We start from the raw sequence: 21725 nt of genomic DNA on the forward strand, positions 1-21725 counted from the left end.
GCGCAACTTACGGGTCGGGCAAGTGAAAGAGCTTTGACTGCTTTCTCTGACCTCAAAGAACGGGAGACCGAGTTCAAGTGAATGACGCCGTTCGGCACGCCCTGATTGATTTTGTCGCGAGTTTCGAAAAGTTCGCGGAGGAAGCCGCTAGCGGCGTGGGTATCGGGGACGATTTTCTGAAACTCTGCGTCGATCAATTCCGTGGCACGGCGCCGGATACGGAACGGTCTCCCGTGCCTGGAGAGCCTAATTGCGGCGCAGTACACAATTTGATCGCAGTTGTCGACGACTATGAACGCCTGTCTCTATGGCTGGTGGAGGTCCTGGATTTTGTGCGGGATCTTAGCAGGAACGATCAGAACAACTTCCCCGATCTGCCTGCTCTCGGTCCGTTCTTGCCGAACGCTTATGTCGACCTCTCGAGCGCGCTCTCGGCAGCGATCACCATCGGCGGATATGCCCCCAAGGACCCCGTTTTCGCAGCGCAGCTTCGGAAGCTCACGCAAGCTGCGAGGAATTGCAGGCATCCAGGTTCTGACGAGATAAACGCGCGTTTGGTGGAGCTAATCCAGCTCGGGACCGAGGTAAAACAGATCCCGGCTATTTTGGGCATTAGCAAAGACGCGGTCAGGAAGCGACTTAAACGGTTGGGCCTGCCCCAAAAGCGTAGCCGTAAGTCACGAGCCACAAACCGGACGTCAGGCTGACGTCTCAATTTCGAGACTTACGATTTGCCTCGAAACACTCCTTAGTCAGGTCACTTCCGGACTCAGACCAAGGAGGAGCTTCGTGGACGTCAGTGAATCCAGTGCCAACGAGCGGAGCGCGCTCGCAGAAAGACGGCAAGATAGCAGACCGCTATTGTCGTCACGCGCCGTCTGCGAGCATTTCGGTATTGTCCCCCGAACCTTACACCGGTGGGTAGCCGACCGGGAGCTTGCCTTTCCGAAGCCTCTCATCGTCAAGAGGAGGCAATATTGGCGGCCGCGAGAGATCGAGGATTTCGAGCTCACCCGCAAAGACAACTCGAAACACGCGGCGGCGTGAGCCATGCAACGCTCTCACAATGGAACGCCGGCTCTCGCAAAGGCGAGCAGCTCGTTTCGCAACGAAGATCTCCAGGCAGAAGTGCTTCCTTCAAATATCGTGTATCGACCACTTGGGAACCGCGCAACGACCCGCCCGGAGAAGGCGGACGCCTATTTCGGCTTCGTCGTTCAGCTCAATCCGAATTGGCGTGTCGTTGGATGCTGCGATCGGATCCAGTGGATCTTGCAGCGCCGAGGATCGCCAAAAAGGTCACGCAGAGACGATTGGCGAGGTCGAAGCTACTGTCGGACCTCTGAAGCGTTGCGACGATGTGCGCGAGAATATGCCGGAGCCATGGATGAGTCTGCGGAGATTGTCTTAAACGCACTCCCTGCCTGGATCGAGAGCGACATTACATGTGTCGCCGCGGGCTGAAAGCCTGAGCTCACGCAAACGATAAGTTCGAAGATCTATCGAACGAATGGGCCGGCCATTGGTGGGGCCGGCCCATTTTTAACCTTGGAGCGCCGTTAGCAGCGGCACGTCTTCCCAGTGATGCCAGACAATAACAACGTGCGGCCGCGCGCACAAGATCATGACCTCCTTCATGCGGAGATCGCGCGACGCTATTCCCGCCAGCCCGACGATCAGCAACAGCGTATCAGCCTGGTTGCCGCAAGGCGCATTCGCGATCTTGAGCTCTATCTCGAGTGCCGCTACGGCAAGGTATTGCCAGAGGGTGACGATGCCGCGCGTGAGGACTTGGTCATCTTATTGAACCACCTTGCGCAAAACCCGTATGGCGCCTTTAGCAAAATGCGGCATTCTATTCAGCTTTGGGCGCCATGGATGCACCCAGTAGAAGCTGGCATCATTACTGACATGGTACTGAGAAGGCCACGCCGCTATGGCGCGGCCAAGCTAGGCGATCTACTGGGCCTAACCGTTGACGAGCACGCTAGACTCATGATCTGGACGATCAGGGCAGTCGGCGTGACCGACGCAGCCTTGAAGGAAAAGAGGCAGTGCCGCGACCGTATGGCGAAAGCCGCAAAGCGAGCGATGAAGCCGTTGAAGCGTCCTCGTGGTCGTCCGAAATTGAACAAACCCGGGCCATGGCTGGCACTTGGTTTGTCGAGAGCGACCTATCATAGGCATAAGGCTGCCGGGAAGCTTCCCGGCAGCCTTCCGGGTGACGCTAAAAACGGATCGCCTCGAATAGAAGATGGTCCTATCGATACGATACCTTTTAGAGCGTGTACTCATAAACGTCATCTTTCGAGGGTTACGCGGAAGTCGCCCCGCTCGGTCGGGGTCGGCTGCTTATGACCCGAATGTATGGACCGGCTGCGTTTCGCAATAGAGATTGTGCGTGGATTGCGGAAGTCGCTGATATGTATCCCGCTTGTTTGATCGGCTCGCGGGCCGTGGCCTTGATGGGAATAGCCGGTGCTGGCGCGCCAGGCATGCGATGAAAACCCGGTGCTTTCCTTGAAGGCACGCGGCAGAGCCGGCAAGCTCGAGGCCAAGGGCAAGCCGGTCGAATTCAAGCAATTGCTCCGGATGGAGCGGGACGGCGGCACGACCAACATCCGCAACGTGAAGAGCAAACACGGTCCCCCCGGACGAAGCCCTCAAGCTGCAGCGGCCGCTGCCGGACGGGGCGCTGCAGATCGTTGCCCCCGGCGTCAAGGAAGATTCAGCCGGGTCGACGACGTGACGTCCAAGACGGCGGCCAGGTTTGGCCGTAAATTGTCCGCTTTGGGGCACTGAGCACACGTGGCCAGAGCGACGCGCGACTTCAGCTAATGGCCCATCTGCGACGTTGCACCGGGTCTGGCGGAAGTCCGCTTATTGAGACAGAGCGGACCAGATTTTCTGAACCTGAGTTCTTCGCGTTTTGACCCACAGCGGACAGAACGTCGCACCACCGCACTCTCAGAGACCAATAGCTCTCCCATTGGAACTCCGCTATCCTCCGGGCACCCGCAACGCGTGTTAGAGGCGAATCATGCAACATTTATTGCGCGCATTCTCGATGCAGGCGCTTATCCTCGGCACAATGGTTTTCAACGGCGGAACTGAAGCTGCCGCCCAGACGAGCGCCCCGATCTCTCCGGCGATCAGCACGCCGGACAAAGTCGAGACGCGCATCGGCACGCTGGACTTCAAGGACGGCATGCCGAGCAAAGAAACCATCGCCAAGATCTATGACAACCGGGATTTTACGCATGCCTTCTCGGCGTTCGCCAACACCCTTCAAGGGGTCAGCATTCGCGCCCTCCACAAGGGCTTTCTGAGCATCGGGGTCAAGGACAACGAAGTTCTAGTTTTCTCCGAACTGATGGATGCTAAGTCCCTGTTCCTGACAGCCAATGCGGACACCGTCTATTACATGGGCATGCTCGATCTGACCAAGGGTCCGATGGTGCTCGAGGTGCCACCCAAGGCGCTTGGCGCCATTGATGACTACTGGTTCCGCTGGGTCATCGATATCGGTCTGCCTGGGCCTGATCGCGGTGAGGGCGGGAAGTATCTCGTCCTGCCACCCGGCTACGAGGGTCCGGTGCCTGATGGCTTCAATGTCGCCCGCGCCCGGACCAACCTCGTGATATGGTTCGCTCGCTCGTTTCTGGAGAACAATGATCCGAAGCCTGTAGCTGAAGCGATCCGAAAGTTCACCAAGGTCTATCCATACGAGGCCGGTGGCGTCGGCACCCCCATCGCGGAATTCCTGAGCGGCAAGGCCAAACTTGGAAAAGTCACGCCACCGCCGCCGACCGTGTTCCACGAAGGCACCGGCAAGGTGATGAACACCATCCCACCGAACGACTTCAGCTTTTACGAAATGCTCAATGAGGTCGTGCAGCAGCAGCCTGCAGGGTCGCTCGACCCCGAGCTGATGGGCCCCATCGCCGCCATCGGCATCATCAAGGGCAAACCCTTCGCGCCAGATGCGCGGATGAAGAAAATTCTCGCCGAAGCGCTTACGCTCGCCAACGCCCACTCGCGCACCCTGTTCATGGCCCCTCGCGATCCGACTTTGTATTACTACCCCGGCTCGGGTTGGCAGAACATGCTGTTCGAGGTCGGCTACGAGTTCGAGACGCCGATCCCGCTGATTACCCCCGAGGGCGTCAAGCCCTTACCACCCACCGGCTATCGCACGCTCGACGCACGGACAGACTTCTTCTACGGCGTCACCGGGATCACGCCCGCGATGGCGATGCGTCTGCCGGGCATCGGCTCAACCTACCTATGGACGATGGTCGATGCAAAGAAGGAGCCCTTCGATGGAGCCAAGACCTACAAGGTGACTTTGCCGAAAGACATTCCCCAAGCGAATTTCTGGTCGTTCACGCTTTACGACAACATGTCACGCTCGATGCTCGACACACCACAGCGCTACCCGCGCGCGGGCAGCCAGAGCTTCCCCTCGCCCGCCGCTGAAGCCAGCGCAGACGGTACCACGACGATCTACTTCGGCCCGACACAGCCAGCAAACGTCAAACGGGGCAACTGGATACAGACCATGCCGGGCAAGGGCTTTATCCCTTGCCTGCGGCTCTACAGCCCGCTTGAGCCGTTCTTCATCAAGACATGGCGGCCGAGCGAGGTTGAACTCGTTTTGTGAATTCAACCCATGGAGCGATCAAGGGGCCGCGCGGGCTCCTTGACCGCTTCTGGCCCATTCGAGACCTCCCGGCCCGGTCTGACCACGTCCGCTTAACCGGTCAGACCGGAAGTCACCGCCTCACGGGAAAACCGGCGCCTTTGACCCTTAGCGGCCCTCGAAGCCCAATTCGTCTAGGAGACCGCTGTAAAATTCGTGAAGTCGGACAGAACGTTGCGCCGCCAATTTGCGCCCTGTAGCGGTGCAGAACTTATCCGCGAGACCGAAAAGCTTAGTTTGGAAGTGGTCTAACGCGTAGGAAATATCATCGGGCTTCCTTCGGGCAGCTGTTGGGTCTTCAAAATGATAGATTGCTGCCCTGCGCGTTCCGGCGAGATAGAGGCAACGCGCAATGCCGATCCAACCAATGGCGTCCAGTCGGTCAGCGTCCTGGAGTATTTTTGCTTCGAGACTGATCGGAGGGATACCGGCAGAGAAACTGTGCGCTTCGATGGAATGGCAAACTTGACTTCTGCGGTCGTTTGGCCATCCGAGGACAGACAAAACCTTGTTCGCTTGCTCTGCCGCAAGGCTTGACGCTCTGCCCCGCTCGGGCGACGCCTTGTCGATCCAAACGCAATCGTGAAGAATTGTCGCGGCAACCAAGATCTCCGTGTCTCCGCCCTCGTGATGAGTTATCTGGGCGACATTGCGCCACACGCGCAACAGATGAGCCTCGTCATGAGCACCGTCACGGGCGTCGAACGCATAAGGAAGAATAGCCTGGGCGAGCGTTGGATGGGGGAAATGGATGTGCAGCATCGTACTTTGCCAGACGTGACAGGAACGTACCTCTTAGCATTTAGCTTTAGCTCCGCCGAGATGAAATGTCGGCTCGTGGCCCATCGCGTCGTTTGGCGCACTGAATCGGCAGGTCTGGAGTCGGGGGCAGAGCAGAAGTAGTTGTCTCCGACGCGGACCGCCGCCTTTGACCCATTGCGGACCTGAGACCGTGGACCGATGATAGGCCGTGACCAAATCAAAACAGGTGCTGCGGGAGCGATACAGGTGAAGGCTTATTTCGTCCTCGACATCACTGTGCATGACTACGGCCGATTCAAAACGTACCTCGATGCGATCCCCGCGATTATTGCGAGACATAATGGCAAGTATATCGTTCAGGGCGTGGAGCCAACGCCGCTCGAAGGCGAATGGAAGCATGAGAGACTTGTAGTTATTGAGTTTTCTAGTCGTACAGATGCCGAAGCGCTGTTGAACGACCCTGAGGCACACGAGCTTTTCGCAATTCGTCATGCTTCGACGACCGGCCGTCTGCTTCTAGCTGATGGGTGCACCTAGTGTCGGTTTCTGGCCCCGTGGCGACCCACGCTTTGGTCGACATTGGCAGCCGAAAACTCAACACAATTCTATCATAGGTGGGTTAGATCAATTTCCTTGGCTGAATTTTTGGGGCGGTTTGGTGCTCAACTATTTTGCTTGTACCGTGGTCCTTTGTTGTTTGGTCTCTCCTGCCGGGGCAGCAGGCATCCAGCTTATCGACTCAGGCCCCGGCTTAGCTGGCGCTATTTGGTATCCATGCGAAGGCGAATCGAAAGATGTAGCGCTCGGCAGACTTGCGCCTCCCGTCGATATTGCTTTAGCTGGCGCAAAGGATTGCGCCGTCGTTGGGGCGAAGTTGCCCCTTGTTATTTTCTCTCACGGTCGGGGCGGTTGGTTCGGCGGTCACAATGACACTGCAGAGGCGTTGGCCAAGGCCGGCTTTGTAGTCGCAGCCGTCAACCATCCCGGCGACAACGGCAGCGATTCTTCGCAGCGAGACAGCCTGTCCGTCTTGGCGTCACGTCCGGCGGATATGGTCCGCTTGCTCGATTTCATGTTGAGTAGCTGGAAGGACCGCGCCGCCATCGATCCCGCCAAAGTCGGCTTCTTCGGCTTCTCCGCCGGTGCCTATACAGGCTTGGTATTGGCGGGAGCAAATCCGGATTTTCGCAGGATAGCTCCTCTGTGTACGGAGTCGAACAAATCGAGAGGATGCGAACAGTTTCGCAACAACGACATTCCATCCAACCTGCCGCATGAGCCCCGAATCCGGTCCGCTGTGTTTGCCGATACCGCAGTGAACTTTGCGTTTACAAAGGAAGGCTTGGCCGAGGTCAAAATCCCACTCCTGATCTGGCGATCTGAGTTGGGAGGCGGAGGCGTGGACCCGAAAAATTCGCTACTCACTGCGAACAATCTGCCGGGCAAACCAGACATTCGCACCGTGCCGGCCAATCACTTTGCCTTCCTACCACCGTGCCCACCGCAACTCGCAACGGCGGTGCCGCGCATCTGCACCGACGTGCCCACTGGTTTCGATAGAGCGGCCTTTCATCGCGATTTCAACGCGAGCGTTGTGACGTTTTTTCGGAATCATTTGGCTAGTGATGGCGCGGCTCGCTAACTTTGTGGGATTGCCGGAATGGCGGCTGTTGGCCCATCGCTACAGTTCAGGCGTTGCCGCGACATGTCGCTCAGACCGGAAGTTGGCTGCCGGCGCCAGTTCGGCGGCTTTGTGACCCACTGCAGACTTCAGCAAAGCTGGTCCGTTTCCATATTCGGCCGAAATCTCTCCGAAACGGATTGTCCGAAAGAGCAAAATTTGCTCAACTAAATTGTGTTACCTGCGCGAGCGTCAACTTCCATGAACAATAACGGTTCTTTTGTCCCGCCGCCCTTTGCTACAGGCGATTTGATTCGACGGATGCTAGTCGACCGCGTTGATGAGCGTCGATTGAGTGTTGGAATGGTCATCGGGACAACCGAAAGCAAAAACCATCAGGTGATAAGCCGCGGCTACCGAGATGCGCGCACCGAGGCGCCGGTGAATGAAGACACCCTATTCGAAATCGGTTCGATCACAAAGCTTTTCACCGCTCTGCTATTGGCTGATATGGCCAATCAGGACGAGGTCGGCCTCGACGAGCCTATCGCTGAACTCCTTCCCGCTGGAACACGTGTTCCGTCTCGCAATGGCAAGGCCATTACCCTGCGCGATCTTGCCTCGCATCATTCCGGCCTCCCTCGAATACCGACGAATCTGAGGCGGGAAGATTATCCGAATGATCCGTATGCTAGGTACACGGCCGAAAGTCTTTATCAGTTTCTCGCAACCCACGAATTGGTACGAACGCCTGGCGACAGCTTCGAATACTCCAACCTTGGAGTGGGATTGCTCGGCCACGCGCTGGTCCTCCGCGCAAATGCGCATGACTATGAGAGCCTGATCCGATCTCGCATTCTCGATCCATTGCGAATGGACGACACGCTGATCGCGATCCCTCCTCGATTGACGAGCAGTATTGCATCCGGACACGACGACAGCTTCGATCCGGTGTCGAACTGGAATTTTGACGTGCTGGCCGCGGCGGGCGCGTTCCGCTCAAACGTTTCCGATCTGTTGCGATTCATGGACGCGCTTTGCGACGGCGATTCGCCGATTTCGTCCATGATAGGCCCGCTAATTACGCCACGGAGCCAAGGTGGATTGGAATTAGGACCACCTCATCCAGATGGTGGCATTGCCATTTCGCACTCAGGCGGCACCGGGGGATTCCGCTCCTTCGTTAGGTGTGTTCCGGAGTGGAAGCGCGGGGTGGCTGTGCTCAGCAACACGTGTATTGATGCCGTCGTCGACCTCGGTGTTCACGTGTTGGACGGACGGTGCGGGTTGAACTGGTACCGCAGGGAGAATGCCGTGGATCCAGCGTGTTTCGCGCGTCTCTTGGGACGCTATCGGCTACGCCCGAACTGGGATTTCGAAGTGACATCGGCCGCCGACCGGCTCTACATTCGGCTCGCTGATCAAGCAGCGCTGCGGGCTTTTCCGATTTCGGAGTGGCACTTTTTCTACAAGTGCGTAGGAGCGCAGGTCACGTTCGAAGCGGGAGAAGACGGCCGAGCCGCCCGCTTGATTTTGCATCAGAACAGCATGGATCAGATTGCCGAACGGATTGAGTAATATCGGGCGGGTGCTTATCCCCACCGGAGCAGCCGGTTACTTCATCCTCGGCCCGCAGCTGACCTTCACGGCGATGCCATCGAGGGCCGCTTCTGGCCGATTTTGTTGCAAAAGTCGGTTGAGACAAGTCACGAAGCGTGATTCCGTTGTGTTGACGCGAATCTCGGCGAGGTCGATCCATGATGGGCCGTCTGAAGAGTGACCAAGGTCAACTGTTCTACGAGTTTTGTCTTGGCGACGCGGTTCCTGAAGATCATTTGGTGCGGAAGATCGATGCTGCTCTCGATCTGTCCTGGCTTCGCGGTGAACTAGCATCTCACTATTCGTCGATGGGGCGCCCGTCGATTGATCCGGAACTGATGATCCGGATGCTGGTCGTGGGGTATGTCTTTGCGATCCGCTCGGAACGGCTGATCTGCCGTGAAGTGCAGGTGAACCTCGCCTATCGCTGGTTCTGTAAGCTCGGTATCGAGGACGCTGTCCCGGATCATTCGGCGTTCTCGCGCGCCCGCAACGAGCGCTTCCGCGATGGAGATGTTCTCCGCCGCGTGTTCGAACGGATTGTCGAGACATGCATTGCCGCCGGTCTGGTTGGTGGCGAAGGATTTGCAGTCGATGCGAGCCTGATTGCGGCCGACGCGAACAAGCAGCGCTCGATCGCAGGTCACGATTGGCGCAGGGATCGCGATCCGGCCAGGTCTAGCCGCGCGGTGAAGGAGTATTTGGCAACCCTCGACGATCCGGCGTGGGGAGCCGCCAGCGATGTCATCCCGAAATTTGTCTCGCCATCCGATCCGGCAGCGCAGTGGACCGGCGCTCACAAGGGGCCGGCATTCTTCGCGTACTCCGACAACTATCTCATCGACGTGAAGTTCGGCGTCATCGTTGATGTCGAGGCCTCCCGCGCCATTCGCCAGGCCGAGGTCGGTGCAGCAAAGACCATGATCGAACGGACCGAGGAGCGCTTCGGTCTCAAGCCAGAGCGACTTGTCGGGGATACCGCTTACGGAGCGGCTCCAATGCTGAACTGGCTGGTCGAGGAGAAGGGCATCGCGCCACATATCCCTGTGTTCGATAAGTCGAAGCGGGATGATGGCACTTTCTCGCGGAGCGACTTTCGATATGACCCGATCGGCGACGTTTACCACTGCCCGGGTGGTAAGCGGCTTGGGACGAGCGGTACCGTGCACGAGGGCAAGACCCTTCTGTATCGTGCAAGCAAGCTCGACTGCGATGTATGCCCGCTCAAGCCGCAGTGCTGCCCAAAGGAACCATCACGCAAGATCCCGCGCGATATCCATGAGCATGCCCGAGACGTTGCCCGGTCGTTCGCTGGCACCGAGGGCTTCGAGCTCTCTCGGCGTCAGCGCAAGAAGATCGAGATGAGGTTCGCACACTTGAAGCGCATCCTGAAGCTTGGTCGGCTCCGATTGCGCGGCCCGCAAGGTGCCCAGGATGAGTTTGTTCTAGCCGCCATCGCCCAGAATCTGAGGCGATTTGCATCGCTGGTCGCACGACCGCCACCGGCTCAGGCTCTGCGCATCGCGTAGCGTAGCGTCGAAGTTGCGTAAAATGCGTCAGGGCCAGCGCTTCAGAGCGCGGCTCAACGAAAGGCCCAGCGGCCAAATCCATTGCAGCCGACTTTTGCAACAAAATCGGCCCATCTCGGACCTTACAGTCCGTGCCGAGCACTTCCGCTTACCGGGCTGAACCGGAATATGCAATGACTGAGACCGGATCGGTCTCTTTCGATGCGGCGATCTGCGCGAGCATTCGCGCATGGAAACCCGGATCGTCGATACCATGCCCGAGTGGCGCTATCAGGCGGAAGTCATTGCTCGCCTTCACGCGCTCGAAGACGAGGGGCTTCCGATCACCTGTGCCGGTGATATGAACCGAGCCAAGCGTTCGCGACGCGAGCGCATGGAAGCCAAGGTCACGGGCCTTACGGCGGGCGAGCCCGACGTTCGCGTTTATGTCACCGGCGGCGTTCTACTCAGCATCGAACTGAAGACGCCCACGGGATCGCGCTCGAAGGATCAGAAGGCGCGCCACGCGAAGCTGACCGCCCTGGGCTTCATCGTCATCACGGCGAAGGCTGCCACCCCTGACGAGCTCGCGGACGAAGTCGAGCGGATCGTGGCGCTGACGTTCACCGCGCAGGATGCGCAGCAAGCGTTGCGTGTCCAAATCCCAGGCATCTTCGTCCTCCGTCGTCCGTGGGTCGTCAGCGGCATCCGCATTCGCCCGGCGAACGGCGGCAATCTCACGTCAGTGGTCGGCTCCATCGACAAGTACATGGAGCGCCATGTCATCGGAGCGGGCAAGGAGAAGTATCCCGACAGCGCGCTGTCGATCCACTCGAACCGCAATAGCAGCGGCCGTCTCGCGACCGGCGGCATCCTGATCAAACCCTACGGATCGATTGGCAGCGCCCCGGTGCATACCGTGGTGCGTCGCCAGTTGATGCGCATGGACGGCCAGAAGCGGAAGACGTTCCAGATCGTGGTCAACGAGAAGGTCTTAATCGTGCGTCGTCGCACGAAGAAGCGTCTGCCGCTGCAAAGGCTCGCCGTGCTGCAAGGGAGCGCGACGATCAATGAGCATTGGGATTTCCTCGGGACCGTGTCCGGTGTCGTCCAGGCGCGCTTCCCGCAGCATTTCTATCGCGCGGTGGTCAATGCAGCGACGCGATAGAGGGTCCATGCGTCCGTTGCAATGTCAGCTACCGGTGGCATACCGGACGTGGGGGAGCGCTTGCCAGACAGCCGCTTGTGACCCAATGCGGAATGCAGCCGTTCGGTGGATTCGGTGTCCCTGAGGGGGGACGTTGATTTCACGGCTGGAACCACATCTGATGTGCCGAGTTTCCCCGGTGCGCGGGCTTTGAACGCGTTCTAGGGCTGGTACCAGCTCGCATCCCATTGCCCCGCGAGCTGGTGCCTGCCCTAGGAACCAGCGCATAAGAGTTGGCATCACGCCTTATGCTTACATCCGCAGAATGTCGCAACTTAGCCGAGCACTATCGGGGACAGGCTAGTCTCAGTGGGTCAGCAGAACGTCTGGTCAACGTCTTGCTAAGCGTTTCAAATGCCTACTTGGCCTTAGCGAGCCAACTTGATCTCCTTGCAGCTGTGCAAAGACAGGAGGCCGCAAGGCTTGCCAGCCGGTCCGATCAAATGGAGTGACGGAGCTATCTTGCTGCGCCTAAAGAGTGAACGTTTGCGGTTAGTCCAAGTGAGCGCCCCTTTGCAGCCACGGTATCCTCTTTTGAGAAAATGGACTGAAGAGCAGCACCAAAGGCTGAAGGCAATGGCCGAAGCGGGAACCGTCCGGATGAGATTGCTATTGCGCTTGGCCGCAGCGAAGCTGCCGTGCGTGTTCGGGCTTGGCAGCACGGCATCCCGCTGCGGCTAGTCACGAAAAAGCGCAAGTAGCGTCGCTACCTGAAAGGGTGAAGGCAAGTCAACGTCGGCTCTTGGTCCGAACCTGCCTCTCTGCTGCTACACTTGACGTCTGCTCACGCCGCCACGCCCGCATGTGTGACGCAAAGCCGCCCCTGCACATTGCAGTGATCGAGTTTTTTGCACGCCGCCATTTCACCTGCTTGGGCGTTCTATTTTTCTTCGCGGCGACTGTGGAGACTTCGACGAATATGTTCCGCGACGATGATCTTATTAGCAAAGTACCCGCCGTTACGCTCGGCTTCTGGGTGATCAAAATACTTGCCACCACGTTGGGAGAAACGGGCGGCGACGCCGTGACCATGAGCTGGTTGCACGCAGATCAGAATGCTCAGAACGGCGGATATCTGGTCGGAACAGCAATCTTTCTGACGATTTTCGTGGCGGCCGTGATCGCCCAGATATCTGCCAAGCGATTTAACCCATGGGTCTACTGGCTGTCGATTGTGGCTTCCACCACCGTTGGCACGGCGATGGCGGACTTCTTCGACCGCTCACTGGGTATCGGCTACATAGGAGGCTCATTGATCCTAATCACCTGCGTTCTCGGCTCGCTCGGGGCTTGGTACTCGACTTTGGGATCCGTGAATGTGGACACAGTAACTTCGCCCAGGGCTGAAATATTCTACTGGATGACGATCATGTTTTCGCAAACGTTGGGGACCGCTCTGGGAGATTGGATCGCCGATGACACCGGGCTGGGCTACGACGGAGGCGCCTTGCTATTCGGAGCAGGATTGGTTGTGCTCGCCGCGCTTTATTACTTGAGCACGGTCTCGCGCGTCATTCTGTTCTGGACCGCCTTCATTCTGACACGCCCGCTTGGGGCCACGATTGGAGATTTTCTTGATAAGCCCGTCAGCCATAGTGGGCTCGCTCTAAGTCGGCCTCTCGCCTCGCTGGTCCTTCTGGCCGCGATTGCTTTGCTTATTGCGATTCTGCCGCAGCGGCCCGGACGACATTCCGTCGATTGGAATTCGCAGCCAAGGACCGAGTAGCCCAAGGTCGCTTATTGGCCCAAGGCGGAAGTCCCTCAGCATTCGAAATTAGGGCCGCTATCGGAGACATAGCGGACGTCAAATCTCGATTTATGAGTACACGCCCTTCTGTAATGGGCCCGATGATGTCAAGCCTCCCGAGTGAACGTCACGCCGCCAAGCTCATGCTTCTGTTCGTGGTCGACGCCTGGCCGCCACATCATGCTGTCAGAGGGAGCGGTGAGCCTATCTAGATACGCGTGGTTCGTCGGACGACGGCCACTGGGCGTGTAACGGCTTCACCGCATCCACCGTCCCGGCGACGGGACTTCGGGCACCGGGCTTCAGTTCATCCCGGTTGCGTTCTTGATCTCCTCCACGTCTTCTATGCTGCGATTGAGCCCGCTTCGGCCCATCGGTAGGTCGTGCCATCGACCCAGATCCGATGCAGGATCACTGCGAGCTTGCGTGCCAAGGCGACCTTTGCGCGCTTCGAGCCTCTCCGCTTGGCGACGTCCATCCCCCAGCGTTTGAGTTTTGAGAACCGCGTGATGCGCGATAGCAGAACGTTGGCGGCTTCGTACAAGGCCGTCCGCACCGTCTCATCGCCGGCCAGCGTGATTCCGCCAGTGACGTCCTTTTCTCCCGATTGATATTTCTTTGGCGTGAGCCCGAACAGCGCGCCTGCTGCCTTTGACTTTACAATGCGATGAGGATCATCAATCGCCGATTTGTAGGTGATGGCCACCAGGGGACCAACGCCTGGTACTGTCATAAGCCGGCTGCAGACTGCATCATCACGCACAATTGCCAGCACAGCCTTGTGTAGTTTTCCGTATTCTGCCTTCAGGGTGTCAATCGGCGTTTGACTGGGACCCCCTATCGGCATCCAAAATGGACCCCTTTGATCGGCGTGCTCTGCTGGTAGCGCTCGGGTCGTCGGAGCTGGTCGGGGTTGCGGAGACGGCGCGAGCGCGGGTTGTTTGAACATCGTCGCGGCTTTTGAATCGCCAGCTGTCGTTGCCGGTCTCGACGATGTCGCAGTGATGGGTCAATCGGTCGAGTAGCGCGGCGGTCATTTTGGCATCGCCGAACACGCTCGGCCATTCGCCGAACGCAAGATTGGTGGTCACGATGACGGAGGCGCGCTCATAGAGCCGGCTGACGAGATGGAACAGAAGCTGGCCACCGGACTGGGCGAAGGGCAAATAGCCGAGTTCATCCAGCACGATGAAGTTCATCCGGGTCAGATGCTCGGCGAGCCGTCCTTGCCGTCCGTTGCGGGTCTCGGTCTCGAGGCGATTGACGAGGTCGACGACGTTGAAGAAGCGGCCGCGGGCACCGGATCGGATGCAGCTTCTTGCAATTGCAATGGCCAGGTGGGTTTTGCCGGTGCCAGTGCCGCCAACCAGCACGACGTTGCGTTGCTGGGCGATGAAGCCGCCGCCAGCGAGATCATTGACGAGAGTCTGATTGATCGGCGTGCCGTCGAACTGAAAGTCGGCGATGTCCTTGGCAAGCGGCAGCTTGGCAATGGTGAGCTGATATTTGATCGACCTGGCTTGCTTCTCGTTGATCTCGGCGTTGAGCAGATCGCCGACAATGCGCTGAGGTTCGTGCTGGCGCTTGACGGCAGTTGCCATGATCTCGTCGAAGGCAGCCTTCATGCCGTAGAGCTTGAGTTCGCCCATGAGGTCGAAGATTTGGGTTCGTTCCATCAGATGGTCCTCCGGAGGTTGTCGTAGCGGGCACAATCGGCGATCGGTGCATGACGGAGCGTCAGTGCGGCCGGTGTCATGATGTTGGCCGGTGGGGCGGGTTCACGTTGACGGGCCAGGATGTTGAGCACCACATCGGCGGAATGGACGCTGTGACTGAGCGCTTCGGCACAGGCCGCTTCCACCGCGGGCAGACCGTCAGTCAGCACCGCGTTGAGGATATCGACCATCTGCCGATTGCCATCGTCGGTGCTGGCAAGCTTGCGCCGGATCCGCTCGATCGCGGCCGGCAACACCCAGTCTTTGAAGGGAGCACCGTTGCGCAAGGCGCCGGGTTTGCGGGCGAGCACCGGCACATAATGCCAGGGGTCGTAAACGGTATCGCCGCGCCCAAAGGATCGCGGGTGCTCGGCAACGATGCGTCCATCCTGACGGATCACGATGCGATCGGCATAGGCTTGAACCTCGACCGGTCGTCCGACTGCGCTGGCTGCGACCGAGTATTTGTTGTTGTCGAAGCGCACCAGGCAGGTCTTCGAGACCGATGCCGTCACCGCATGGAAGCCGTCGAAGCGGCCGGCATAGGGAACGAGTTTGGGGCGTTCGGCTTCGAACACGTCCCAGATCGTCTGATCGACTAGCTCCGGATGGCGATGAGCCTTGGCGTAGGCGATGCATTTGTCGAGCAGCCAAGCGTTTAATTCCTCGAGGTTTTTGAACCGCAGCCGCGGCGTGAAGAAGCGTTCCCTGACCAGCCCGACCTGGTTCTCGACCTGCCCCTTCTCCCAGCCCGACGCTGGCGTGCAGGCGACCGGATCGACCAGATAGTGGCTGCACATCTGCAGGAAGCGACGATTGTAGAGACGCCCTTTGCCGACGAAGATCGTCTCTACGGCGGTCTTCATGTTGTCGTAGATGCCGCGGGTGCAGGTGCCTTTGAACAAGGCGAACGCCCGGTCGTGGGCGTCGAACACCATCTCCTGCGTCTCCCGCGGATAGGCCCGCACGAACAGCATGCGGCTGTGACAGAGCCGGACATGGGCGGCCTTCACCATTACCGTGGTGCCGCTCAACAGGACCACCTCGTGGCTCCAGTCGAACTGGTAGGCTTCGCCTGGGTCAAAGCTCAGCGGGACATAAGCGGCCGCGGTCGATTGCCCGCGTTCCTTGCTCCAGCGCCTGGCGTATCGACGAACCGCATCATAGCCGCCGGCATAACCCAGGCCGCGAAGCTCCTCGAATAGCCGGATCAGTGTCAGCCGTTCCCGCGCCGCCTTGCTCTCATTCCCTGCCAGCAACCGATCAAGCTCGGCACTCCAGGCACCCATCTTCGGGAGCGGCTGCGTCTCGCGCTCGTACCGGAACTCCGTCGCTTGAGAACGAATGACCTTGCGAACCACCTTCCGCGATACGCCAAGTTCTCGGCAGATCGCCTTGATCGGACGACCATCAACAAAGTAGGCGCGACGGATCTTACCAATCGTCTCCACCACCAGCATCCCAACCTCGGCTTCCATGACTCGATGGAAGCCACTGTGGACCCTTATCCCGGGGTCCCGATTGGATGCCGATCACCCCGAAAACGGGGTCCTTATTCCATGCCGAAACACAAACGGCCTGGCGTCGAACGGCTGAATACCGTGCGCGACGATGGCCGCGTGAAAGCGGTCCACGAAGGCCGGTCGGGCATCCGAGGGCGCGGCGGGATCCTCTATCCTCATCCTGCAGCGCGCGAGCCTTGCCAGCGTCCTATTGAACTCCGGATTTCGCCGGTCGATCGCATCATGATCGATCTGGTTGTAGTAGGACAGGAGGCAGCGATAGCAGCCCGCGACGCAGGCGGCGCCGTCCACGTCGTGCAGGTCCATTTCGCCGGGTGTGCAGGCGAAACGCTGCTGATCGAAATGACAGATCCTGATGGCTTCGGCGATGACCTGACCGAACGCGCGCGCGTCGTCTGCGATGCGCCCGAGGACCCCGGCCCCGCCCTCGGCGGCTTCGTAGATGAGGATGGCGCGACGGTCTGCCCGCGAAGGGAGCGCTTCGCCGAGCAGTTCGCCTTCTTCCAACTGGAAGGTCATCTCGAGCCCGCGGAGGATGGCGTACTGAAGGTCGGCCATCTCGGTCGCGTCGCGTGTCTCGCCCCCGAAACGCAGCAGCAGCGCGTTCTTACGGTCCTCCACGTAGGGAACGATCGGTTGCGGGACTACGCGGGTCGGATCGGGCGGTGCGTCCGCGTCGTCGTCGTCGGACGCGCGCTCCCAATAACCGTTGCGCGGATTGATGTTGAACCCGAGTCCCGCCTCCGGATCGCGCCTGCGAAGTCCGACGTTGAAGCGCTTGATGGGCGTAGCCGGCGCGTAGGTGAGCGACGCGATGACGCCTTCATCGTCCTCGAGGACCGCGTTCTTCACGTCCAGTCGACCGTTGTGCCGCTGCGGCCACTGGAAGCCGGTCCGGATCTCGAAGCCCTGTCGCTGACGCTCCTCATCGTTCGCCGTGACGCGGGCGGCCGGTGCCGTCTGGACGTTCTCGATCTTGTAGCAGTGCGGAATCTCCTCGCAGCCTGCCAGGGCGGCGTTGCAGACGTGGCAGAACTCCGGCTTTGGCGCCTGATGGGAGGCTCCGCATGCGCCGCAGACGAAGAACCGCTGAGTTGTCAGGTCCCCGCTTCCCGTATTCATGCCGGCGTTGAGCAGCACGCGGACGACGCGGTGCGTGCGGCCCTCATGGTAGACGAGGCTTCTCGGGCCGAACTCGCTGATGGCAAGGAAACGCGGCCTCTGGATCACCGACTGGTTCTTGCGGTTCGATCCAGATGTGACATAGGCCGTCAGCGGCAATCGCGGGAAGTTGTAACCCGGCAGGAATCCTTCGGTCGCGAGGTAGCGGTACGTGTAGTAGTCGGATTGATAGGACTCGGAGCCGTCGCGCAGCAGCTTGATCTGCGCTCCGGCAAGGTCCCGCAGCCGCTCCGCCATCCGGTGCTCCTCGCGCGTCGCGCCGTGCCGCGTGAACGTCTCGTTCGCTTCCCGATACTGCTTCTCCGCCGAGGCGAGAAGGTTGCGCCAACGATTGAAGGCTTCGTCGAAGCGCGCGGGCGACCGACCCACTATGCTTTGAGCGTAGGTCGGCAGGTCGCCCAGCCAGGCGGGATTGCGCTTCGTGTCCTCGAAGAGGCCCTTCAGGATTCCGGCAATGCGGCCTAGAGCCCTCTCTGCGGCCTCGGGGTCGCCGATCTTCCCGGCGATCTCGCCCACCAGTTTCCTGTCTTCCGTCCCCAGGTCCACGACCTGCGCGATCTGCGCGTTCAGAGCGGCACGCGTCTCAGCAAGCCAGATCGCCTGCAGATGGCTTTCGACCAGATCCTGATTGGTCAGGTCGATCGTCGGCGGCCGCACGTGGCCCTTCACCACGGCCGCTGGATCCCGGAAGAAATACTGGTCGTGTGGGCTCTGGGCGGCGCAATAGGTCACGATCAGCGCCGGTTGACCGCCGCGGCCGGCCCGACCGCTGCGTTGCGCGTAATTCGCAGGCGTCGGTGGAACGTTGCGCAGATAGACGGCGTCGAGATCGGCGATGTCGACGCCCAGCTCCATGGTCGGCGAACAGACGAGCACCGGCAGGAAGCTCTCGGTGTCGGCGACCTCCTGGAATTTCTCCTGGAATTCCGCCTGCTTCAGACGCTGCTTGTCCGGGTCTCGCCAGCGGAAGCGTGATTCGCGAAGCTGGCGCGTCTTGTTGTCGACCTGCGCGGTGTGTTCGCGGGCCTCGAAGGAGAATACGGCGCGGTTTTTGCCGTCGATCATGGCGGCCAGCGCCTGATAGAACTCCAGGAAGAAAGGATTGGGCTCTCGATCCGGAGGAACGCCGGCGCCGAGCTTGAAGACGACCGCATTGCCGTAGATGTCCCAATTGTCGATGCGCTCGCCCATGAACATCGGGCGTTTGCGGATGAGCTGATTCTCGGCGGCTCTCAACATGTCGAGCACGACGGTCCGGTAGTCGGCCGCGGTCAGGCGCGTGCCCCAGATCGAGAAGTCGGAGAGCAACCGCCCGAGCGCGCTGGTCGGGCCGCCGCGGACGCGCAGGACCTCCTCGTCCGCCGGGATCTGCGCACGCTGGGATCGTCCCAGCACCAGTGCGGCCCCGATCCGAGGTCGTTCGTCCGAAAGTGTCCAGGGCGCCTTCAGAAGTCCGGATCGGCGCTGCAGCGCTTCGATCGAAGACTGGTCGAGGCTGTCGGTCGCGACCGCCAGCGACTTGCGCATGTGATCGAGCAGAACCGTGAACGCGCGCTTGCGCCGGTCGGGCGTAGCGTTCCGCAGGATCGGGTGCGAGTCCTTGAACTTCTCTTCGTTGCGGCAAAGAGCGTCCAGACCCTTGTACTCGACGCGCATCAGACCGAGACGCTCGAGATTGGGGTTCGTAACGCGCCACGTCCGCCCCTGGTCGACCCAGATGCGGTAAGCGAGGACGTCGCGAACCGCTCGTTCGGCATCGTTGAGCGTCGACCCCTCGCTGTTCGGATTGGCGAGCCACTCCGCGTAGGTGTCGGGACTGTTCTGGTCGAACCCCAGGGCACGCTGGAGAGAACGTCCCATGAGGTCGTCTTCAAGACCGTCGTCGCCAGCCTTGCGGAGCGCCGAGATCATCGCCGCTCTGAGCAGCGACACGAAGATGAAGTCGTTGAAGTGACCCGCCTGCAGCGCACCGTCCTGCCGATTGTCGGTGAATCCGAGGATCTTGCGCTTGAGTTCGTCGATCGAGTTGTTCTGGTCGTGCATCCACTTCAGGATCGAAGCGATGATGATTGTCGTCGCTGAGCTTCGGCCTTCCGCCGTCAGGCCCGCGAGGCGGTACGTGTCAGCGCCTCTCCCGCCAGTGATCTCACCGCAGGCTGCGCAGAAGCGGAAGCGCTCCGGGTGGAACCATCCCTGTACCCCGCTCCCCGTGCCGCCGTCCGGGCGGACCAAGATATTCTCCAGCTGGAATGGGCGGTATCGTGCGATGAGGCGCGGAGTGCCGTCTCTAGCCTGCTCCACCCAGTTGTCCGGATAGTCGTCCGGTTCGCCCTTGAAATCTATGCCGGTCGGCGGCGTCGGCATGAAGAAGCCGTAGACGCGTCCTTGCGCATCGGTCCGGTTGCCTGCCGGTGGCCGATCCTCGATGTCCCTCTGCTCGAGCGTCTTGGACTCGTTCGCGGTCTTGAGCCAGACGGGATGATGTTCCTGGCCGCAGTTGTGACAGAAGTGAAGCGCGAACAGCGCCTTTTCGCCATCCGAGCCCGGCAGGAAACGCTGTCCGTCGAAGACAACCTTGCGCGTTCCGGGCCGCTCGATGGTCGCATATGCGCGACCGGCACCCGAGATGAATTGATGGAGCCGTACCCCGAAGAACGGATCGTCCGAACCGCGGCCCATACGCGACTTCTCCGATTTGCTGGCGACGAGGAAGAGTTGCTCGAGCGCTCTACGGCACGCCTCCTTCGGAACGCCGGCGTCTTTAGCGAGCTCGATCGCCGCATTGCTGAGGGAAAGGGGACGCGCGCGCACCCAGCGGCCGCCCGGCGTTTCCGGAACGATGCCGAGGCGTGTTTCGGCCCAGATGGAAAGCGGGTGAGCGGCCAGCACGGGATTCGAGGCGTTGCCGGGAACGCCGCTGTTGACGGCTTTAGCCAAGCCGGGCTTGACGGACTCCCAGGTCTCATCGACCTTGGTGACCCTCTCGAGCGTCTCGTTGATCACGCAGTCCTTGGTGATGGCGGTCGAAAAGAGTTCGCTGGCCACTCTGGCGACGGTCTCGTTGCCTTGTTCGCCGGCGTCGCTCGTCATGGTCGCCGACGTACCGATGCAGGTCAGCGTCTTGCCGCCGGCCAGGCGATCCTTGGCCCGGCGGACCAGCATCGCGACGTCGGCACCTTGCCTGCCGCGATAGGTGTGGATTTCGTCCAGGACGAGATAGTCGAGCCCCTCGCAGTTGCCGACGACCCTCCGGTCCAATTCGTCCTGCCGGGTCAGCAGGAGTTCCAGCATCATGAAGTTGGTGAGGATGATGTCGGGCGGATTGTCCGCCACCGCCTGCCGCTCGGCCTCGGTCTCCTGACCGGTATAGCGGGCATAGGTCACCCGGTGTTCGGGAGCGACATCCTTGAAGTATTTGTCGAGTTCTCCCAGCTGGCTATTGGCGAGCGCGTTCATCGGATAGACCACGATGGCGCGCGTGCGCGGACGACCGTCGCTCGCCCGGGCCTTGAGGGCGGAGTTTATGATCGGAATGAAGTAGCAGAGCGACTTGCCTGAGCCGGTGCCCGTCGTGACGACGAAACTCTTGCCGTCATGATCCATCACGATGGATTCGGCCTGGTGTTTTCGCAGAGCCCAATCCTTGAAGACGATGTCGCAGCCAGGGTGCAGCAGGTTCCGCTCGACGAAGGCGTGGATGCTCCCCTCTATCTTGAACTTCGGATTGATCTGCACGATCGGCTCCGGCCAGAATTGGCCGGAGTCGTATTGGGCGTCGAGTTGACCCTTGATGTCCTCCGCCTTGATCTTCGTGAACGAACGCGAGAACCGCGCGTACTCCTCCACCAGATTGCGGCTGAGATCGAAGACGTTCATGCCTTCTTCCCGTCTGGATGCTTCTCAAGCCACTCTCGCGCGACCGTTTCCCGCAACAGCGACGCCGTCGTGTCGCGCCGGGCGACCGCGGTTTTGATCCGGCGGATGACCTTTGGATCCATCGGCGTTAGAAATTGCCGCTTTTCACCATCAGTCGGCTTTCTGCCCCTGATGGTCGGTTTTCGACCCGCCATTATCTTGCCCATCCCCACGCGTTGTGCGAATCGTCGCATTGGCTGCGAGGAGCGGCAAGCGCTAGGCCCGGCTTCCCGAAAACTTTTCT

The 21725-nt window shown here is 60.0% G+C and carries 13 protein-coding genes and 3 pseudogenes; 10 read left to right on the forward strand and 6 right to left on the reverse strand.

Features of this window, described 5'->3' with window-relative positions; all coding sequences use genetic code 11:
- Positions 1-77: 77 nt before the first annotated feature.
- From IVB24_RS02260 to IVB24_RS02275, 4 genes and pseudogenes are all read left to right on the forward strand, one after another.
- Positions 78-707, forward strand: a complete 630-nt coding sequence (locus IVB24_RS02260; RefSeq protein WP_247771929.1) for a hypothetical protein — start codon at positions 78-80, stop codon at positions 705-707.
- 877 nt (positions 708-1584) lie between these two features.
- The gene (locus IVB24_RS02265) at positions 1585-2358 is read left to right on the forward strand and encodes a hypothetical protein (protein WP_247771930.1); all 774 of its coding nucleotides are present in this window, start codon (positions 1585-1587) and stop codon (positions 2356-2358) included.
- 171 nt (positions 2359-2529) lie between these two features.
- Positions 2530-2749 (forward strand): annotated as a pseudogene (locus tag IVB24_RS02270) (hypothetical protein); the annotation flags it as partial.
- 342 nt (positions 2750-3091) lie between these two features.
- On the forward strand, positions 3092-4663 hold the full coding sequence (locus tag IVB24_RS02275; RefSeq protein ID WP_247774269.1) for a DUF1254 domain-containing protein: 1572 nt from the start codon (positions 3092-3094) through the stop codon (positions 4661-4663).
- 147 nt (positions 4664-4810) lie between these two features.
- On the opposite strand, the gene IVB24_RS02280 is transcribed toward IVB24_RS02275, so the two are convergent.
- A complete protein-coding gene (locus IVB24_RS02280; RefSeq protein WP_247771931.1) occupies positions 4811-5464 on the reverse strand; it encodes an HD domain-containing protein in 654 nt (217 codons plus the stop codon).
- A 246-nt stretch (positions 5465-5710) separates the two neighbouring features.
- On the opposite strand from IVB24_RS02280, the gene IVB24_RS02285 reads away from it, so the two are divergent.
- The 6 genes from IVB24_RS02285 to IVB24_RS02310 all read left to right on the forward strand — a co-directional run bounded on the left by IVB24_RS02285 (position 5711) and on the right by IVB24_RS02310 (position 13125).
- Positions 5711-6001 (forward strand): DUF1330 domain-containing protein, encoded by a 291-nt coding sequence (locus tag IVB24_RS02285; RefSeq protein ID WP_247771932.1) that lies wholly within the window; start codon positions 5711-5713, stop codon positions 5999-6001.
- Between the two features lie 121 nt (positions 6002-6122).
- The gene (locus IVB24_RS02290) at positions 6123-7106 is read left to right on the forward strand and encodes an alpha/beta fold hydrolase (RefSeq protein WP_247771933.1); all 984 of its coding nucleotides are present in this window, start codon (positions 6123-6125) and stop codon (positions 7104-7106) included.
- Between the two features lie 240 nt (positions 7107-7346).
- Positions 7347-8663 (forward strand): serine hydrolase, encoded by a 1317-nt coding sequence (locus IVB24_RS02295; protein ID WP_247771934.1) that lies wholly within the window; start codon positions 7347-7349, stop codon positions 8661-8663.
- Positions 8664-8842: 179 nt separating this feature from the next.
- Positions 8843-10213 (forward strand): transposase, encoded by a 1371-nt coding sequence (locus IVB24_RS02300; protein ID WP_247771006.1) that lies wholly within the window; start codon positions 8843-8845, stop codon positions 10211-10213.
- A 229-nt stretch (positions 10214-10442) separates the two neighbouring features.
- Complete coding sequence (locus tag IVB24_RS02305) at positions 10443-11360, forward strand: VRR-NUC domain-containing protein (protein WP_247771935.1); 918 nt, start codon at positions 10443-10445, stop codon at positions 11358-11360.
- A 958-nt stretch (positions 11361-12318) separates the two neighbouring features.
- Positions 12319-13125, forward strand: a complete 807-nt coding sequence (locus tag IVB24_RS02310; protein ID WP_247774270.1) for a hypothetical protein — start codon at positions 12319-12321, stop codon at positions 13123-13125.
- A 364-nt stretch (positions 13126-13489) separates the two neighbouring features.
- On the opposite strand, the pseudogene IVB24_RS02315 reads toward IVB24_RS02310, so the two are convergent.
- The 5 genes and pseudogenes from IVB24_RS02315 to IVB24_RS02335 all read right to left on the reverse strand — a co-directional run.
- Positions 13490-13960: pseudogene (locus tag IVB24_RS02315) on the reverse strand (transposase); the annotation flags it as partial.
- On the reverse strand, positions 13959-14822 hold the full coding sequence (gene istB / locus IVB24_RS02320) for an IS21-like element helper ATPase IstB (protein WP_346771335.1): 864 nt from the start codon (positions 14820-14822) through the stop codon (positions 13959-13961). The gene istB and the pseudogene IVB24_RS02315, both read right to left, overlap by 2 nt.
- An 8-nt stretch (positions 14823-14830) precedes the next feature.
- Positions 14831-16321 (reverse strand): annotated as a pseudogene (istA, locus tag IVB24_RS02325) (IS21 family transposase); the annotation flags it as partial.
- Positions 16322-16393: 72 nt separating this feature from the next.
- Positions 16394-21442 carry a DEAD/DEAH box helicase gene (locus IVB24_RS02330; protein WP_247771936.1) on the reverse strand — a complete coding sequence of 1683 codons (5049 nt, stop codon included), beginning with the start codon at positions 21440-21442 and terminating at the stop codon, positions 16394-16396.
- Entirely contained in the window at positions 21439-21648 is a 210-nt protein-coding gene (locus tag IVB24_RS02335) for a hypothetical protein (RefSeq protein WP_247771937.1), read from the reverse strand. The genes IVB24_RS02330 and IVB24_RS02335 overlap by 4 nt, the downstream gene beginning before the upstream one ends.
- Positions 21649-21725: the final 77 nt, after the last annotated feature.

Origin of the sequence: Bradyrhizobium sp. 192 (assembly GCF_023100965.1) — a bacterium.
Classification (GTDB): Bacteria; Pseudomonadota; Alphaproteobacteria; order Rhizobiales; family Xanthobacteraceae; genus Bradyrhizobium; species Bradyrhizobium symbiodeficiens.

What these genes read in the sequence shown, in the direction of transcription:
- IVB24_RS02265 (WP_247771930.1), top strand. Translation starts at nt 1,585, where the DNA reads ATGCCAGACAATAACAACGTGCGGCCGCGCGCACAAGATCATGACCTC.
- IVB24_RS02275 (WP_247774269.1), top strand. Translation starts at nt 3,092, where the DNA reads ATGGTTTTCAACGGCGGAACTGAAGCTGCCGCCCAGACGAGCGCCCCG.
- IVB24_RS02280 (WP_247771931.1), bottom strand. Translation starts at nt 5,464, where the DNA reads ATGCTGCACATCCATTTCCCCCATCCAACGCTCGCCCAGGCTATTCTT.
- IVB24_RS02295 (WP_247771934.1), top strand. Translation starts at nt 7,347, where the DNA reads ATGAACAATAACGGTTCTTTTGTCCCGCCGCCCTTTGCTACAGGCGAT.
- IVB24_RS02300 (WP_247771006.1), top strand. Translation starts at nt 8,843, where the DNA reads ATGATGGGCCGTCTGAAGAGTGACCAAGGTCAACTGTTCTACGAGTTT.
- IVB24_RS02305 (WP_247771935.1), top strand. Translation starts at nt 10,443, where the DNA reads ATGGAAACCCGGATCGTCGATACCATGCCCGAGTGGCGCTATCAGGCG.
- IVB24_RS02310 (WP_247774270.1), top strand. Translation starts at nt 12,319, where the DNA reads ATGTTCCGCGACGATGATCTTATTAGCAAAGTACCCGCCGTTACGCTC.
- istB (WP_346771335.1), bottom strand. Translation starts at nt 14,822, where the DNA reads ATGGAACGAACCCAAATCTTCGACCTCATGGGCGAACTCAAGCTCTAC.
- IVB24_RS02330 (WP_247771936.1), bottom strand. Translation starts at nt 21,442, where the DNA reads ATGAACGTCTTCGATCTCAGCCGCAATCTGGTGGAGGAGTACGCGCGG.
- IVB24_RS02335 (WP_247771937.1), bottom strand. Translation starts at nt 21,648, where the DNA reads ATGGGCAAGATAATGGCGGGTCGAAAACCGACCATCAGGGGCAGAAAG.